We start from the raw sequence: 15,786 nt of genomic DNA, 5'->3' as shown, positions 1-15,786 counted from the left end.
GCCCCGTCGGTTGCAACCGTCGGCAAGCAGTCTCCGTACAACCCGGGAGAGATGTAGATGTCCGTATCGGACGAGACCAGCACCGTCACCGACGGCATCATCCTGTCCGACGCCGCCGCGGCGAAGGTCAAGGCCCTGCTCGACCAGGAAGGCCGTGACGACCTGGCCCTGCGTGTCGCCGTGCAGCCCGGCGGCTGCTCCGGCCTGCGCTACCAGCTCTTCTTCGACGAGCGTTCCCTCGACGGCGACGTCGTCAAGGACTTCGGCGGCGTCAAGGTCGTCACCGACCGCATGAGCGCCCCCTACCTGGGCGGTGCCTCCATCGACTTCGTCGACACCATCGAGAAGCAGGGCTTCACGATCGACAACCCGAACGCGACGGGCTCCTGCGCCTGCGGTGACTCCTTCAGCTAAGCCATGCGATGACCGCGCACGAAGGCGGCGGCCCCTCGTCGGAGGGGCCGCCGCCTTCGTCTCGTCCGCGACGCCTACCGGACGGGCAGCCGCGCGCCATCCTTCTCCAGTGGAATCGCCTTGCCGTCCGCCCCGACCACCTTCCGGCCGCCCAGTGGCTCGTCGAGCCGAACGGTCTGGTGGTACTCCTTGGCGATCATGATGCAGACCTTGCCCGGCCAGGGCGTCTCGGTCACGGTGACCGTCACCTGGTCCGCGCTCTCCTTCGCCGTCGCCTTGTAGTCGGCGCAGACCCCGCCGGTGAAGCTCACGACCAGCTCACTGCCCTCGGCGGTGTAGCCGTCCACCTGGACCTTCCTGGGACCGGACGTGGCGCTCGGCGTGGGGGTGGGCGCCGTCGCGGACTTCAGATACGCCGGGTCGACCGCCGGCTGGGTCACCCGGTAGCCATCCGCGGCTCCCGTCCCCTTCACCTCGAACAGCCAGGACGGTACGAGCACCTGCCGGCCGCCCGAGGCGTGCGGGGCGAGCCCGAGCACCGCGTCCCCGACCGTCACCGTCTCGCCCGACGGGGTGCCCGTGGACTTCGGGGTGCCCGTGGACGACCCGCAGGGGCTCTCCAACCGGTCCTTCAGCGGCATCGGGCTGGCACACCCGCCGATGCCCATCCGGTGCCGGGTTCCGGGCGCCGCGTTCAACGCGTCCAGTGCCTCCGCCGCGCTCAGCAGGGGGTACGAGTCACCCTCGACCGGCGCCTTCACCTGTCCGTTCCCCCCGATGACCACGCCGTCGGTGCCGACGCTGATGCCGGTCGTCCAGCCGTAGGTGGGCAGACCGCCGATCCCGGGGTCGGCGTTCACCACCCGCTGGGCGCCCATGGTCCGGCTCGCGTCCACCTTGGCGTCGTCCTGCCCCACGGCCTTGAGGATCGGCGCCGCCGCCTTCTTCGCGACCGCCTCGCTCACCGGGGCGGCGGTCGGGCTCGCGGGGTCCTTGGCGCACTTGGCGATCCCGCCGGTGCAGTTGTCGGTGCCGGGCGCGTACCGGCTGTACGTCCACATGCCCGGCGCCTGCCGGTTCACCCGGAGCACGGGGCCCGACCCGTCGTTCCCGGAGCCGACCTTCCAGGCCTGCCCGTCGACCACGGGTGTCCCCTCGACCCCCAGCGCCTTGGCCAGCCGGGCCACCTCGTCCTTGCCGACCTCGCCCTTCGCCCAGTACACGGGCGCGGAACCGGGACCGTCGGGGAGCGGGCCGTCGGCCTTGTACGTCACGCCGTACGGGTTCGGCTCACCGGGCGCGATGCCGTTCGAACCGCCGCCGGAGCCGCTCCCCGCGTAGTCGTCCAGGACCAGCGGCGCGGGGGTGCCGTCACCTGAGGGCGCCCCGGCACCGGATCCGCCCGTGGTCTGCGCGCTCAGGTAGACCCCACCGCCCCCGACCAGCAGCACTGCGGCGGCGACGGAGGCGACGAGGAGGGGGGAGCGGTGAGGCCGCCCGGAGGGCCGCTCGTCGTCGGCGGCGGAGAGACCGCCGACCTCCTTGGCCTCGGCCTTCCCGGCCTCGGGCTCCGCGTCCCGGACCTCACCGGCGACCTGCGCACCCTCTTCGGCGGTGGTGCCGGCGTCCTCGGCGGTGTCGGCCTTCTCAGCCTTCTCAGCCTTCTCAGCCTTCTCGGCGCTCGCGGCCTGCCCGGCGTCCTCGGCGTCCTCAGCCGTGTCGGCCCGCTCGGCGGAGCGCGTCTCCTCCGGCTCGCGCGCGGCGTCGTCGTTCTCGGGTCGCTCGGTGTTCACCGCATCGCTCCTTCGGCTGCCCTGCTGTCGTACCTCACATCCCCTTTACGGGGGACAGCGATGGGACGCGGCGGGGGAGCGCACGGTTCCCTTCCGGGCGCCGTACGGAGGAAAACCCGCGGCACTAGTTGCCGTACTCGGGCATCGCCTCCAGCAGTCGCGCCGATGTCGCCGGGACGGTCACGCCGTGGATGAGTGACGGGGAGACCGGGCGGGAAGCGATCTTCTCCGGGGCCGCCCAGTGCGGAGCCATCCGGGCGCAGTCCCCGCGCAGCGACGCGAGACCGCCGTCGAGGTCGGCCGGAGCGGGGGCGTGGACCTTGAGGTTCGTCATAGCGGCACCGTACGCACGCTCGAGGCCGCGAAGAAAGATCTACTATCGGGTAGTTTCGGCTGCTTCAATGGCGCCCCCCGGACCGGGTAGCGTGAACTGTCAATCCCCCTCCCCTCAGGAGAGTCCACGCCGTGCGCATCGCAGTCACCGGCTCCATCGCGACCGACCACCTCATGACGTTCCCCGGACGTTTCGCCGACCAGCTCGTCGCGGACCGGCTCCACACGGTCTCGCTCTCCTTCCTGGTCGACAACCTGGACGTACGCCGGGGCGGAGTGGGCGCCAACATCGCCTTCGGAATGGGACAACTGGGCACTCGGCCGATCCTGGTCGGCGCCGCGGGCGCGGACTTCGACGAGTACCGGGCCTGGCTGGACCGGCACGGCGTGGACACCGAGTCCGTCCGCATCTCGGAGACCCTGCACACGGCCCGTTTCGTGTGCACCACCGACGCCGACCACAACCAGATCGGCTCCTTCTACACGGGCGCGATGAGCGAGGCCCGCCTGATCGAGCTGAAGACCGTCGCCGACCGCGTCGGCGGCCTGGACCTGGTCCTGATCGGCGCCGACGACCCGGAGGCGATGCTCCGCCACACGGAGGAGTCCCGCTCCCGCTCGATCCCCTTCGCCGCCGACTTCTCCCAGCAGATCGCCCGTATGGAGGGCGAGGAGATCCGGATACTGCTGGAGGGCGCCACGTACCTGTTCTCGAACGAGTACGAGAAGGGCCTCATCGAGTCCAAGACGGGCTGGACGGACGCCGAGATCCTCTCGAAGGTCGGCCACCGCGTCACCACCCTCGGCTCGCGCGGCGTCCGCATCGAGTGCGCCGGCGAGGACCCGATCGAGGTGGGCTGCCCGGAGGAGGAGCGCAAGGTCGAGCCCACCGGCGTCGGCGACGCCTTCCGCGCCGGCTTCCTCTCCGGCCTGGCCTGGGGCGTCTCCCTGGAGCGTGCCGCCCAGATCGGCTGCATGCTGGCGACTCTCGTCATCGAGACCGTGGGCACCCAGGAGTACCAGCTGCGGCGGGGGCACTTCATGGACCGGTTCACCAAGGCGTACGGCGATGAGGCGGCCGAAGAGGTGCGCGCTCACCTTGCCTGAGTGAGCGTCGTCGCGCGCGGGTAGATCAGCCGGTCCGGCGGACAAGGTATGCCGTCCCCTTGTCCGCCGGCTCCTCGCCCACGTACTCCTGCCCCCGCATCTCGCACCACGCCGGGATGTCCAGCCGGGCCGCCTCGTCGTCGGACAGCACCCGCACCGTGCCCCCCACCGGCACGTCCCCGATGACCTTGGCCAGCTCGATGACGGGGATCGGGCACCGCTTGCCGAGGGCGTCCACGACAAGGGCGTCCTCCCGTACGGCCGTGGCCGGCGTCGGTGCCCCCAGTCTCTCCCGCACCCCCGCCACGGCCCCCGGCAGCACCGCCAGGAACCGCTCGACCTCGTCCTCGGCCGCCCCCGTCGGCAGCGAAACCCGCACATTTCCCTCACTCAGCACCCCCATCGCCTTGAGCACATGGCTCGGCGTCAGCGTGCTGCTGGTGCAGGACGACCCCGACGACACCGAGAAACCCTCCCGGTCCAGCTCGTGCAGCAGCGCCTCCCCGTCGACGTACAGACAGGAGAAGGTCACGATCCCCGGCAGTCGCCGTTCCGGATCCCCCACGACCTCCACGTCCGGAACCAGTTCGGGCACCCGCACCCGGATCCGCCCGGTCAGCTCCCGCAGACGTACGGACTCCCGGGCCGCCTCCGCCCGCACGGCCCGAAGGGACGCGGCGGCGGCCACGATCGCCGGAAGGCTCTGGAACTCCTCCGCCTCCCGCGCCGCGAACCGCACCCCCTTGCGCACCACGAGCAGTCCGACCCCCGACGGCCCACCCCATTTGTGCGCACTGGCGGTCAACACCGACCAGTCTCCGTCCACCCGCCCCCACCCCAGCGACTGCGCCGCGTCCACCAGCAACGGCACCCCGGCAGCCCGGCACACCTCGGCAACCTCCGCGACGGGCTGCTCGGTCCCCACCTCGTGATTGGCCGACTGCAGCACCGCGAGAGCGGTATCCGCCCGCAGCGCCTCGCGGTACGCGTCGACATCCACGACCCCGGTCCGGTCGACACCCACCCGCGTCACCGTCCCGCCGTCGTCCTCATGTCTTTCGGCCGAATGGAGCACCGAGGAGTGTTCGACGGATGACACGATCAGGTGACGCCCGACCCGCCGCCGCCCCGCCAACACCCCCGCGACGCCCGTCTGCACCGCCCGCGTTCCGGACGAGGTGAACACCAGCTCGTCGGCCCGGCAGCCGACGGCCTCCGCGGCCGCTTCCCGAGCCGCGTCAAGCAGCATCCGCGCCCGACGCCCCTCGCGGTAAAGGCGTCCGGGATCCGCCCACCCCTCCTCGAGGGAGGCCGACAACGCCTGACGGGCGACTGGATGCAGGGGAGCAGCTGAGGCGGCATCAAAGTAGGACACAGAGCAACGTTAAAACGTAGGGCGCGTCACGAAGGGGTGCGGGGAACCGCGCGACCAGCCACGAATCACCCGTACTCGCCAAACAAGCCGCAGTCACCGAGCCATGAGGCGCTTTCGGCTGAGCCCGCGGCGCGTACCCCACCCTCCCCGCGAGCCCCCGGAAGGCGTCGGCTAGGGTTTGGTCCGCATAAACATCCAAACCCCTGCCCGACGCAGGGCGGCGACCGACCAGCGAGAAGGCCGCAGCCAATCCGCGCGGGCGAGACTCTCGGGAAGGCGCTACGTGAGTCCCAACGGCTCCGACCGCTCGCCGCGGCGCCCGATGCGGCGGAAGCTGCTGCAGGCAATGACCGCGGGCCTGGTCCTGGCGACCGCCACCGGTTGCACATACAAGGACTTCCCCCGCCTTGGTATGCCCACCCCGACCACGGAAGAGGCTCCGCGGATCCTCTCCCTGTGGCAGGGCTCCTGGGCTGCCGCGCTGGCCACCGGCGTGCTGGTGTGGGGCCTGATCCTGTGGAGTGCTTTCTTCCACCGGCGCAGCCGCACAAAGGTCGAAGTTCCTCCGCAGACCCGGTACAACATGCCCATCGAGGCGCTGTACACGGTGGTGCCGATCATCATCGTCTCGGTGCTGTTCTACTTCACGGCACGCGACGAGTCGAAGCTGCTGAGCCTCGACAAGAAGCCCGACGTCACGGTCAACGTGGTGGGCTTCCAGTGGAGCTGGTGCTTCAACTACATCGAGAACGTCGAAGGTTCCACCGGCGACGCGAAGACCGACGAGAACCTGGCCGCGATCCCGGACCGGTACAAGAAGGACTTCCCGGCCGACGCGGGCGGCGTCTACACCTGCGGTGTCCCCGGTGAGCGGAACCCGCAGACCAACAACCCGGGCCCGACCCTCTGGCTCCCCGAGGGCAAGACGGTCCGCTTCGTCCTCACCTCGCGTGACGTCATCCACTCCTTCTGGGTGGTGCCGTTCCTGATGAAGCAGGACGTCATCCCGGGCCACACCAATGCCTTCCAGGTGACCCCCAACAAGGAGGGCACCTTCCTGGGCAAGTGCGCCGAGCTCTGCGGCGTCGACCACTCCCGGATGCTGTTCAACGTGAAGGTCGTCTCCCCCGAGCGCTACGAGCAGCACCTCAAGGACCTCGCCAAGAAGGGGCAGACCGGTTACGTTCCCGCGGGCATCGAGCAGACCGCCCATGAGAAGAACCGGGAGACGAACAACCTGTGAGCATCCTCAACGAACCCCAGGGTGCCGCGGCAGCTGAAGGCTCCTACGAGAACGAGCTGCCGGTCCGGCGCAAGCAGCCCGGCAATGTCGTGGTCAAGTGGCTCACCACCACCGACCACAAGACCATCGGTACGTTGTACCTGGTCACGTCTTTCGCGTTCTTCATGATCGGCGGCGTGATGGCGCTGTTCATGCGCGCCGAGCTGGCCCGTCCTGGTCTGCAGTTCATGTCGAACGAGCAGTTCAACCAGGCGTTCACGATGCACGGCACGATCATGCTGCTGATGTTCGCGACCCCGCTGTTCGCGGGCTTCACGAACTGGATCATGCCGCTGCAGATCGGCGCGCCCGACGTCGCCTTCCCGCGGCTGAACATGTTCGCCTACTGGCTGTACCTGTTCGGCTCGCTGATCGCCGTCGGCGGCTTCCTCACCCCCCAGGGTGCGGCCGACTTCGGCTGGTTCGCCTACTCCCCGCTGTCGGACGCGGTCCGCAGCCCGGGCATCGGCGCCGACATGTGGATCATGGGTCTGGCCTTCTCCGGCTTCGGCACCATCCTCGGCTCGGTCAACTTCATCACCACGATCATCTGCATGCGCGCACCGGGCATGACCATGTTCCGCATGCCGATCTTCGTGTGGAACGTGCTGCTGACCGGTGTCCTGGTCCTGCTGGCCTTCCCGGTCCTGGCGGCCGCGCTGTTCGCCCTGGAGGCGGACCGCAAGTTCGGTGCCCATGTCTTCGACGCGGCCAACGGCGGCGCGTTGCTGTGGCAACACCTCTTCTGGTTCTTCGGCCATCCAGAGGTGTACATCATCGCGCTACCGTTCTTCGGCATCATCAGCGAGATCATCCCGGTCTTCTCCCGCAAGCCGATGTTCGGCTACATGGGCCTGATCGCCGCGACGATCGCCATCGCGGGTCTCTCCGTGACGGTGTGGGCGCACCACATGTACGTCACCGGTGGCGTACTCCTGCCGTTCTTCTCCTTCATGACGTTCCTCATCGCCGTCCCGACGGGCGTGAAGTTCTTCAACTGGATCGGAACGATGTGGAAGGGCTCGCTGTCCTTCGAGACACCGATGCTCTGGGCGACGGGCTTCCTCATCACCTTCACCTTCGGCGGCCTGACCGGCGTCATCCTGGCCTCGCCGCCGATGGACTTCCACGTCTCCGACTCCTACTTCGTGGTGGCGCACTTCCACTACGTCGTCTTCGGCACCGTCGTCTTCGCCATGTTCGCCGGCTTCCACTTCTGGTGGCCGAAGTTCACCGGCAAGCTGCTCGACGAGCGCCTCGGCAAGATCACCTTCTGGACGCTGTTCATCGGCTTCCACGGCACCTTCCTGGTGCAGCACTGGCTGGGTGCCGAGGGCATGCCGCGCCGTTACGCCGACTACCTGGCGGCCGACGGCTTCACCGCCCTGAACACGATCTCGACGATCAGCTCGTTCGTCCTCGGTCTGTCGATCCTGCCGTTCCTCTACAACGTGTGGAAGACGGCCAAGTACGGCAAGCCGGTCGGTGTCGACGACCCGTGGGGCTACGGCCGCTCCCTGGAGTGGGCGACCTCCTGCCCGCCGCCGCGCCACAACTTCCTCACCCTGCCGCGGATCCGCAGCGAATCCCCGGCGTTCGACCTGCACCACCCGGAGATCGCCGCGCTCGAGCAGCTGGAGCACAGCGGTCACGGCGCGAGCGCCATCGCGGGCAGCAAGGAGGCCGGCAAGTGAAGATCCAGGGCAAGATGTTCATCTGGCTGAGCGTCTTCCTGCTCGTCATGGCGATCGTCTATGGCGTGTGGTCGAAGGAGCCGGCCGGTACGACGGCCCTCTTCCTGGCCTTCGGTCTGGCCATCATGATCGGCTTCTACCTGGGCTTCACCGCCCGGCGGGTGGACGCGGGTGCCCAGGACAACAAGGAAGCGGACGTCGCGGACGACGCCGGCGAGCTCGGGTTCTTCAGCCCGCACAGCTGGCAGCCGCTGTCGCTCGGCATCGGCGGCGCCCTCGCCTTCCTGGGTGTCGCGGTCGGCTGGTGGCTGCTGTACTTCTCCGTCCCGCTGATCATGATCGGCCTGTGGGGCTGGGTCTTCGAGTACTACCGCGGTGAGAACCGCACCCAGTAACACGCGCTGAGCGCACGGGAGCCCGGACACTCCGCCAGGAGAGTCCGGGCTCCTCCTTATGCCGTAATCACCGTCCTCCATACGTGGCGTCCAGCGCGCCGCGGTTGACGTGGCTCCCTAGCGTGAAGCCATGAGCCACACACCCCGCCCCCGCACAGTCGTCAGCCGCACGGCGCTGGTGATCGCCCTCGGAGCGGGCGTCGTCACCGCCTGCGCCTCGGACGGCGATCCCCTCGCCTCACGCCCCTACGACGCGAGCGACCAGATCTCCTTCAACGGCCCCGACGGCGACGGCAGGAAGAAGGCCGACCCGGACCAGCCCCTGGAGATCGTCGCGGAGGACTCCGACGAGCCCATCACGGACGTCACCGCCGTGGACGCCTCAGGCCGCTATGTGGCGGGCGAACTCTCCGCCGACGGCAGCCGCTGGCACAGCACCGAGCCGCTGGCCGCAGACGCCCACTACACGGTCCGGGTGAGCACCGAGGACGCCGACGGAGCCCCCGGCCGCAAGGTCCTCACCTTCGACACCGGCAAGCCCAACGGCAAGAAGCGCCTGGCGGTCGAGTTCGGCCCGGACTCGGGCACGTACGGCGTCGGCCAGCCCGTCACCGCCAAGCTGAGCGAGCCGGTCAAGGACCCGGTCCAACGGGCGATAGTCGAGCGGGGCCTCAAGGTCGACGCCACGCCCTCCGTGCAGGGCGCCTGGCACTGGGTGGACGACAAGGAACTCCACTACCGCCCCAAGGACTACTGGCCCGCCCACGCCACCGTCCGCGCCCACAGCAACCTGGACGGCATCAGGATCAGCGACCGCCTGTGGGGCTCCGGCTCCAAGGACGTCGAACTCGGCATCGGCGACCGCGTCATCGCGGTCACGGACGCCTCGTCCCACGCCCTGACGTTCTACAAGAACGACGAGGTGATCAAGACCATCCCCGTCACCACCGGCAAGCCCGGCTTCGACACCCGCAACGGGGTCAAGGTCGTCCTGGGCAAGGAGTACTACGTCCGTATGCGGGGCACCACGGTCGGCATCGCCGAGGGCTCCGCGGACTCGTACGACCTCCCGGTCTACTACGCCACCCGGGTCACCTGGAGCGGCGAGTACGTGCACGCCGCCCCCTGGTCGGTGGGTTCCCAGGGCTACGAGAACGTCAGCCACGGCTGCACCGGCATGAGCACATCCAACGCGGCCTGGTTCTTCGACCACGTCCGCGCCGGAGACGTGGTCAAGGTGATCAACAGCCACGGCCACACGATGGAACCGTTCGGCAACGGCTTCGGCGACTGGAACCTGGACTGGCCGAAGTGGAGGGAAGGCAGCGCATTGACCACCGGCAAGCACAAGACCCGGCCGGACACGTCGACCCTCCGGCCGGCGGCGCTGTGACCCGCCTGCGCCCCCTCAGGCGCTCAGCAGCCTCTTCTGCCGCAACAGGGCGGCCAGCGCCGCCGCGAACTCCACCGGCTCCACCGGCAACGTCACCGCCGCGTCGGCCCGGCTCCACGTCGCCAGCCACGCGTCCTGAGGACGAGCGATCAGCAACAGCACCGGCGGCGCCTGGAACACCTCGTCCTTGATCTGCCGGCACATGCCCATACCCCCCATGGGCACGGCCTCGCCGTCGAAGACGCAGACATCGATCCCGCCCTTGTCCAGCTCCCTGACGACCGCGTCGGGAGTCGCACACTCCAGGAACTCGACCACGGGCACATCAGGAGCCGGCCGCCTCCCGGAGGCGAGCCGCACCTGCTCTCGGGTGTTGGAGTCGTCGCTGTAGACCAGCACCGTGGCGGTCGGCTGCATTGTTCCTCCGAAGACGTCAGCGTCGTACGGACAGGCCAGTTGAGCCGGATGTTACTCCGTTCAACACCACGTCAACACCGGTACCGAGGGGAGAGACACTCCGAACGGCACCCCCCGGAGTGAGCGCGAGATAAGCGACCGACATAATGTCGGTCGTGGCGACAGCAACGACAGTAGATACCGGGCACGCGCACCCGTCGGTCAATCGGCCGAACCTCACCAGCGTCGGAACGATCATCTGGCTGAGTTCCGAGCTGATGTTCTTCGCGGCCCTCTTCGCGATGTACTTCACCCTGCGTTCGGTGACGGGTACCGAGCACTGGAAGGAAATGGCCGAGGCCCTGAACTTCCCGTTCTCGGCCACGAACACCACGATCCTGGTGCTCTCCTCCCTCACCTGTCAGCTCGGCGTCTTCGCGGCCGAGCGCGGTGACGTGAAGAAGCTCCGGGGCTGGTTCATCATCACCTTCATCATGGGTGCGATCTTCATCGGCGGTCAGATCTACGAGTACACCGAGCTGGTGAAGAAGGACGGGCTCTCGCTCTCCTCCGACCCGTACGGCTCGGTCTTCTACCTGACCACCGGCTTCCACGGCATGCACGTGACGGGCGGGCTCATCGCCTTCCTGTTCGTCCTCGGACGGACCTACGCGGCCAAGAGGTTCACCCATGAGCAGGCGACCGCCGCGATCGTCGTGTCCTACTACTGGCACTTCGTCGATGTCGTCTGGATCGGCCTCTTCGCCACGATCTACATGATCAAGTAGCCGGGCCCGTTCCGAGCGCCGCAGAAGCGCACCACCCAGAAGCATCGACGCAGAAGATCCTGACACCGGGGTAATCCGTGAAAAAGCTCTCCGTACGACGACGCCATCCGCTGGCGGCGCTCGTCGTCCTACTCCTCGCGCTGGCGTGCACGGGGGGGCTGTACGCCGCGTTCGCGCCCGCGAGCAAGGCGCAGGCAGATGAAACCGCCCAGTCCCTGGCCATCGACGAGGGCAAGAAGCTCTTCGCCGTAGGCTGCGCCAGTTGCCACGGCACCGCAGGTCAGGGCAGCTCCGACGGTCCGAGCCTGGTCGGCGTGGGCGCCGCGTCCGTCGACTTCCAGGTCGGCACCGGGCGCATGCCGGCGGCGACCTCCCAGGGCGCTCAGGTGCCGAAGAAGAAGGTCATCTACACGCAGGCCGAGATCGACCAGCTGGCCGCGTACATCTCCTCCCTGGGCGCCGGGCCCAACATCCCGACCGAGGCCGAGTACGGCCCCGAGGGCGCCGACATCGCCAAGGGCGGTGAGCTGTTCCGCACCAACTGCGCGCAGTGCCACAACTTCACCGGCGAGGGTGGTGCCCTCACCAAGGGCAAGTTCGCTCCTCCGCTCGAGGGCGTGGACCCGAAGCACATCTACGAGGCCATGCAGACCGGCCCGCAGAACATGCCCTCCTTCCCCGACACGACGCTGTCGGAGCAGAACAAGAAGGACATCATCGCGTACCTGCACGCGGTCAACGGTGACGAGACGACCAACCCCGGTGGTCTGAAGCTGGGCGGCCTCGGGCCGGTCAGTGAGGGCCTGTTCGCCTGGATCTTCGGTCTCGGTCTCCTGATCGCTGTCGCCGTCTGGGTCGCCGCTCGGACCGCAAAGGCCAAGAAGTCATGAGTAGCCAAGACATTCCAGAAGAGAACCTGCCCGCTGAGCAGGGCCACGCCCACGGTACGGCGGTAGGCGTCGCGGACGAGAAGAACCCGTTCGCCGACCCCGGGCTGCCGCCCCACGAGCACCGTGTCCAGGACATCGACGAGCGGGCCGCCAAGCGGTCCGAGCGTGCCGTCGCCTTCCTGTTCACGCTCTCGATGCTCGCCACGGTCGGCTTCATCGCCTCCTATGTGGCGATCCCCGCCGACAAGTCGATCTTCGTGTTCCCGATCGGCCACCTCAGCGCGCTGAACTTCGCGCTGGGTCTGACGCTGGGCACGGCGCTGTTCACCATCGGCGCCGGCGCGGTCCACTGGGCCCGCACCCTGATGTCGGACGTCGAGGTCGCCGACGAGCGTCACGCGATCGCGGCCGACCCCGAGGTCCGTGCGAAGGTCCACGCGGACTTCAAGCAGGGCGCCAAGGAGTCGGCGATCGGCCGTCGCAAGCTGATCCGCAACACCATGCTGGGCGCGCTCACCCTGGTGCCGCTCTCCGGTGTCGTGCTGCTGCGCGACCTCGGCCCGCTGCCCGAGGACAAGCTGCGCCACACGCTGTGGGCCAAGGGCAAGCTCCTCGTCAACATGAACACGAACGAGCCGCTGCGTCCCTCGGACGTCGCCGTCGGTTCGCTCACCTTCTGCAAGCCCGAGGGCCTGGAGGAGCACGACGAGGACTTCCAGAACGAGATCGCCAAGTCGGCCCTGATGATCGTCCGGCTGCAGCCGGACAACATCAAGGACAAGCGCGAGCTCGAGTGGTCGCACGAGGGCATCGTGGCGTATTCGAAGATCTGCACCCACGTCGGTTGCCCGATCTCCCTGTACGAGCAGCAGACGCACCACGTGCTGTGCCCCTGCCACCAGTCCACCTTCGACCTCTCCGACGGTGCCCGAGTGATCTTCGGCCCCGCCGGTCACGCCCTGCCGCAGCTGCGCATCGGTGTGAACGACGAGGGCTACCTCGAGGCGCTCGGCGACTTCGAAGAGCCCGTCGGTCCTGCTTTCTGGGAGCGCGGATGAGCACCACAGAGAACAACGAGGCCCGCGAGCGCGGGAAGGCGCCGGCCGGCGAGCGGATCGCCGACTGGGCCGACGGCCGGCTGGGGATCTACTCCCTCGCCAAGGCCAACATGCGCAAGATCTTCCCCGACCACTGGTCGTTCATGTTGGGCGAAGTGTGCCTGTACAGCTTCATCATCATCATCCTGACGGGTGTGTACCTGACGCTGTTCTTCCACCCGTCGATGAACGAGGTGGAGTACCACGGCAGTTACGTCCCGCTCCAGGGACAGCTGATGTCCGAGGCGTTCAGCTCGACCCTGCACATCTCCTTCGACGTGCGCGGCGGTCTGCTCATCCGGCAGATCCACCACTGGGCGGCGCTGATCTTCCTCGCCGGCATGTTCGTGCACATGATGCGCGTGTTCTTCACCGGCGCGTTCCGCAAGCCGCGTGAGATCAACTGGCTGTTCGGCTTCCTGCTGTTCGTCCTGGGCATGTTCACCGGCTTCACCGGTTACTCGCTCCCGGACGACCTGCTCTCCGGCACCGGTGTCCGCTTCACCCAGGGCGCCATCCTGTCGATGCCGATCGTCGGCACGTACATCTCGATGTTCCTGTTCGGCGGGGAGTTCCCGGGCCACGACTTCGTGGCGCGGTTCTACTCGATCCACATCCTGCTGCTGCCGGGCATCATGCTCGGCCTGGTGGTGGGCCACCTGATCCTGGTCTTCTACCACAAGCACACGCAGTTCGCGGGGCCCGGCAAGAGCAACAAGAACGTCGTCGGCATGCCGCTGCTGCCGGTGTACATGGCCAAGGCCGGAGGCTTCTTCTTCCTGGTCTTCGGCGCCATCGCGCTCATCGCGGGCATCGCGCAGATCAACCCGATCTGGGCCATGGGTCCCTACCGTCCGGACCAGGTGTCGACCGGCGCCCAGCCCGACTGGTACATGGGCTTCGCCGAGGGTCTGATCCGCTTCATGCCGGGCTGGGAGATCAACATCTGGGGCCACACCCTGGTCCTGGGCGTGTTCATCCCGCTGGTCCTGTTCGGTGTCGTCCTCGCGGCGCTCGCGCTCTACCCCTTCATCGAGTCGTGGATCACGGGCGACAAGCGCGAGCACCACATCCTGGACCGCCCGCGCAACGCCCCGACGCGCACCGCGCTGGGTTCCGCCTGGGTCACGATGTACATGATCACGCTGGTCGGTGGTGGCAACGACCTGTGGGCCACGCACTTCCACCTGTCGATCAACTCGATCACCTGGTTCGTCCGGATCTTCTTCTTCGTCGGACCGGTCATCGCGTACATCCTCACCAAGCGGATCTGCCTCGGCCTGCAGCGCCGCGACCGGGACAAGGTGCTGCACGGTCGCGAGACCGGCACCATCAAGCGCCTGCCGCACGGTGAGTTCATCGAGGTCCACGAGCCGCTCAGCCAGGAACAGCTCCACACCCTCACGGCGCACGAGCAGTACGAGCCGGCCGCGATCGGCCCGGCCGTCGACGAGAACGGCGTCGAGCGCAAGATCAAGCGGTCCGAGAAGCTGCGCGCCAAGATCAGCGACGCGTACTTCGGCGAGGACCAGCAGATCCCGAAGCCGACCGTCGAGGAGTACAAGGAGATCACGAGCGGCCACGGCCACCACTGATCGTCCGGCGTCGCCACGCCACGCAGAGGGCCCCGTCCGGTGTTCGGACGGGGCCCTTCGCCGTGCCCTGCGGCTGGATAGGGTGGGATCGCACTCTCCGACGAGAGACCTTTCGACCGGTACGACACCCAGGAGCGGCTGATGAGCGCTGTGACCCCCGCTGGAGGCGACACCGCGGCGGGCCGTTCCTGGCCCGAGGTGCTGAACGCCCTGCTGTACGGCCGTGACCAGAGCGCCGACGCCACGGCGTGGGCGATGGACCGCATCATGCAGGGCGAGGCGACGGACGCGCAGATCGCCGGGTTCGTGGTGGCCATGCGGGCCAAGGGCGAGACCGTCGAGGAGATCAACGGGCTCGTCCGGGCCATGTACGAGCACGCCAACGTGATCGAGGTGCCCGGGCGGACCGTGGACATCGTCGGCACCGGCGGCGACGGCGCCAAGACCGTCAACATCTCCACCATGTCGGCGATCGTCGTCGCCGGGGCGGGCGCCACGGTCGTCAAGCACGGCAACCGGGCCGCCTCCTCCGCGTCCGGCGCCTCGGACGTCCTGGAGAAGCTCGGCGTCAATCTGGAGCTGACCCCGCGGCGGGTGGCCGAGGTGGCCCAGGAGGCCGGGATCACCTTCTGCTTCGCGATCAAGTTCCACCCGGCGCTGCGCCACGCGGGCGCCGCACGCGGGCAGTTGGGCATCCGCACGGTGTTCAACATCCTCGGCCCGCTGACCAACCCCGCCCGGGTGCGGGCGCAGGCGGTCGGGGTCGCGGACCCGCGGATGGCGCCGGTCGTCGCGGGCGTCTTCGCCGAGCGCGGGAACTCCTCCCTGGTGTTCCGGGGTGACGACGGCCTCGACGAGCTGACCACCACGGCCACCTCCCGGGTGTGGGTGGTCCGTGACGGCAAGGTCACCGAGGAGGCCTTCGACCCGCGTGACGTCGGCATCGAGCTGGTTCCGGTGGAGGCCCTGCGGGGCGGGGACCCGTCGTACAACGCGGAGGTCGCCCGCCGCCTGCTGGACGGCGAGAAGGGCCCGGTCCGGGACGCCGTCCTGCTGAACTCGGCGGCCGCGCTGGTCGCCCTGGAGCCGGGCACGGGCACGCTCGCCGAGCAGATCCGGTCCGGCATGGACCGGGCGGCCGAGTCCCTCGACTCGGGCGCCGCCAAGCGGACGCTGGACCGCTGGGTGGCCGCCAGCAACGCGTAGCCGTCGGTGGTGCGGTCCCGTCATCCGG

The 15,786-nt window shown here is 68.6% G+C and carries 15 protein-coding genes; 11 read left to right on the top strand and 4 right to left on the bottom strand.

Annotated features, from left to right (window positions below):
* Positions 1-57 precede the first annotated feature (57 nt).
* Positions 58-414, top strand: a complete 357-nt coding sequence (locus ACIBVL_RS02165; protein WP_030582488.1) for an iron-sulfur cluster assembly accessory protein — start codon at positions 58-60, stop codon at positions 412-414.
* Positions 415-488: 74 nt separating this feature from the next.
* Here the strand turns inward: ACIBVL_RS02165 and ACIBVL_RS02160 are convergent, their stop codons facing one another.
* Positions 489-2,207: a hypothetical protein gene (locus tag ACIBVL_RS02160; RefSeq protein WP_399090317.1), complete on the bottom strand. Its 1,719-nt coding sequence runs from the start codon at positions 2,205-2,207 to the stop codon at positions 489-491.
* 124 nt (positions 2,208-2,331) lie between these two features.
* Positions 2,332-2,541 carry a hypothetical protein gene (locus ACIBVL_RS02155; protein ID WP_399090314.1) on the bottom strand — a complete coding sequence of 70 codons (210 nt, stop codon included), beginning with the start codon at positions 2,539-2,541 and terminating at the stop codon, positions 2,332-2,334.
* A gap of 131 nt (positions 2,542-2,672) precedes the next feature.
* Between ACIBVL_RS02155 and ACIBVL_RS02150 the strand changes: the two genes are divergently transcribed.
* Positions 2,673-3,647 carry a carbohydrate kinase family protein gene (locus tag ACIBVL_RS02150; protein ID WP_399090312.1) on the top strand — a complete coding sequence of 325 codons (975 nt, stop codon included), beginning with the start codon at positions 2,673-2,675 and terminating at the stop codon, positions 3,645-3,647.
* Positions 3,648-3,672: 25 nt separating this feature from the next.
* Here ACIBVL_RS02150 and ACIBVL_RS02145 read toward each other — a convergent pair whose 3' ends face one another.
* Positions 3,673-5,022, bottom strand: coding sequence for a cysteine desulfurase/sulfurtransferase TusA family protein (locus tag ACIBVL_RS02145; RefSeq protein ID WP_399090310.1), 1,350 nt, complete (start codon positions 5,020-5,022; stop codon positions 3,673-3,675).
* Positions 5,023-5,305: 283 nt separating this feature from the next.
* On the opposite strand from ACIBVL_RS02145, the gene coxB reads away from it, so the two are divergent.
* The 4 genes from coxB (at position 5,306) to ACIBVL_RS02125 (ending at position 9,786) form a co-directional block, all read left to right on the top strand.
* Positions 5,306-6,265 (top strand): cytochrome c oxidase subunit II, encoded by a 960-nt coding sequence (gene coxB, locus ACIBVL_RS02140; protein ID WP_399090307.1) that lies wholly within the window; start codon positions 5,306-5,308, stop codon positions 6,263-6,265.
* Positions 6,262-7,998, top strand: a complete 1,737-nt coding sequence (gene ctaD, locus ACIBVL_RS02135) for a cytochrome c oxidase subunit I (protein WP_399090304.1) — start codon at positions 6,262-6,264, stop codon at positions 7,996-7,998. Before coxB ends, ctaD begins: the two co-directional genes overlap by 4 nt.
* Positions 7,995-8,393 (top strand): cytochrome c oxidase subunit 4, encoded by a 399-nt coding sequence (locus tag ACIBVL_RS02130; protein WP_399090301.1) that lies wholly within the window; start codon positions 7,995-7,997, stop codon positions 8,391-8,393. Before ctaD ends, ACIBVL_RS02130 begins: the two co-directional genes overlap by 4 nt.
* A gap of 130 nt (positions 8,394-8,523) precedes the next feature.
* Positions 8,524-9,786 (top strand): Ig-like domain-containing protein, encoded by a 1,263-nt coding sequence (locus tag ACIBVL_RS02125; RefSeq protein ID WP_399090298.1) that lies wholly within the window; start codon positions 8,524-8,526, stop codon positions 9,784-9,786.
* Between the two features lie 15 nt (positions 9,787-9,801).
* On the opposite strand, the gene ACIBVL_RS02120 is transcribed toward ACIBVL_RS02125, so the two are convergent.
* Positions 9,802-10,203 (bottom strand): hypothetical protein, encoded by a 402-nt coding sequence (locus ACIBVL_RS02120; protein ID WP_399090295.1) that lies wholly within the window; start codon positions 10,201-10,203, stop codon positions 9,802-9,804.
* 146 nt (positions 10,204-10,349) lie between these two features.
* Between ACIBVL_RS02120 and ACIBVL_RS02115 the strand changes: the two genes are divergently transcribed.
* The 5 genes from ACIBVL_RS02115 to trpD all read left to right on the top strand — a co-directional run bounded on the left by ACIBVL_RS02115 (position 10,350) and on the right by trpD (position 15,758).
* Positions 10,350-10,970 carry a heme-copper oxidase subunit III gene (locus tag ACIBVL_RS02115; protein WP_399090292.1) on the top strand — a complete coding sequence of 207 codons (621 nt, stop codon included), beginning with the start codon at positions 10,350-10,352 and terminating at the stop codon, positions 10,968-10,970.
* A gap of 77 nt (positions 10,971-11,047) precedes the next feature.
* On the top strand, positions 11,048-11,860 hold the full coding sequence (locus ACIBVL_RS02110; RefSeq protein WP_399090289.1) for a c-type cytochrome: 813 nt from the start codon (positions 11,048-11,050) through the stop codon (positions 11,858-11,860).
* A complete protein-coding gene (locus tag ACIBVL_RS02105; protein ID WP_399090286.1) occupies positions 11,857-12,918 on the top strand; it encodes a Rieske 2Fe-2S domain-containing protein in 1,062 nt (353 codons plus the stop codon). The genes ACIBVL_RS02110 and ACIBVL_RS02105 overlap by 4 nt, the downstream gene beginning before the upstream one ends.
* Complete coding sequence (locus tag ACIBVL_RS02100; protein ID WP_399090283.1) at positions 12,915-14,552, top strand: cytochrome bc complex cytochrome b subunit; 1,638 nt, start codon at positions 12,915-12,917, stop codon at positions 14,550-14,552. Before ACIBVL_RS02105 ends, ACIBVL_RS02100 begins: the two co-directional genes overlap by 4 nt.
* 141 nt (positions 14,553-14,693) lie before the next feature.
* The gene (gene trpD / locus ACIBVL_RS02095) at positions 14,694-15,758 is read left to right on the top strand and encodes an anthranilate phosphoribosyltransferase (RefSeq protein ID WP_399090280.1); all 1,065 of its coding nucleotides are present in this window, start codon (positions 14,694-14,696) and stop codon (positions 15,756-15,758) included.
* The last annotated feature ends 28 nt before the right edge of the window (positions 15,759-15,786 follow it).

This window comes from Streptomyces sp. NPDC049687 (assembly GCF_044465285.1).
Classification (GTDB): domain Bacteria; phylum Actinomycetota; class Actinomycetes; order Streptomycetales; family Streptomycetaceae; genus Streptomyces.
This window is presented reverse-complemented; position numbering and strand designations above follow the sequence as displayed.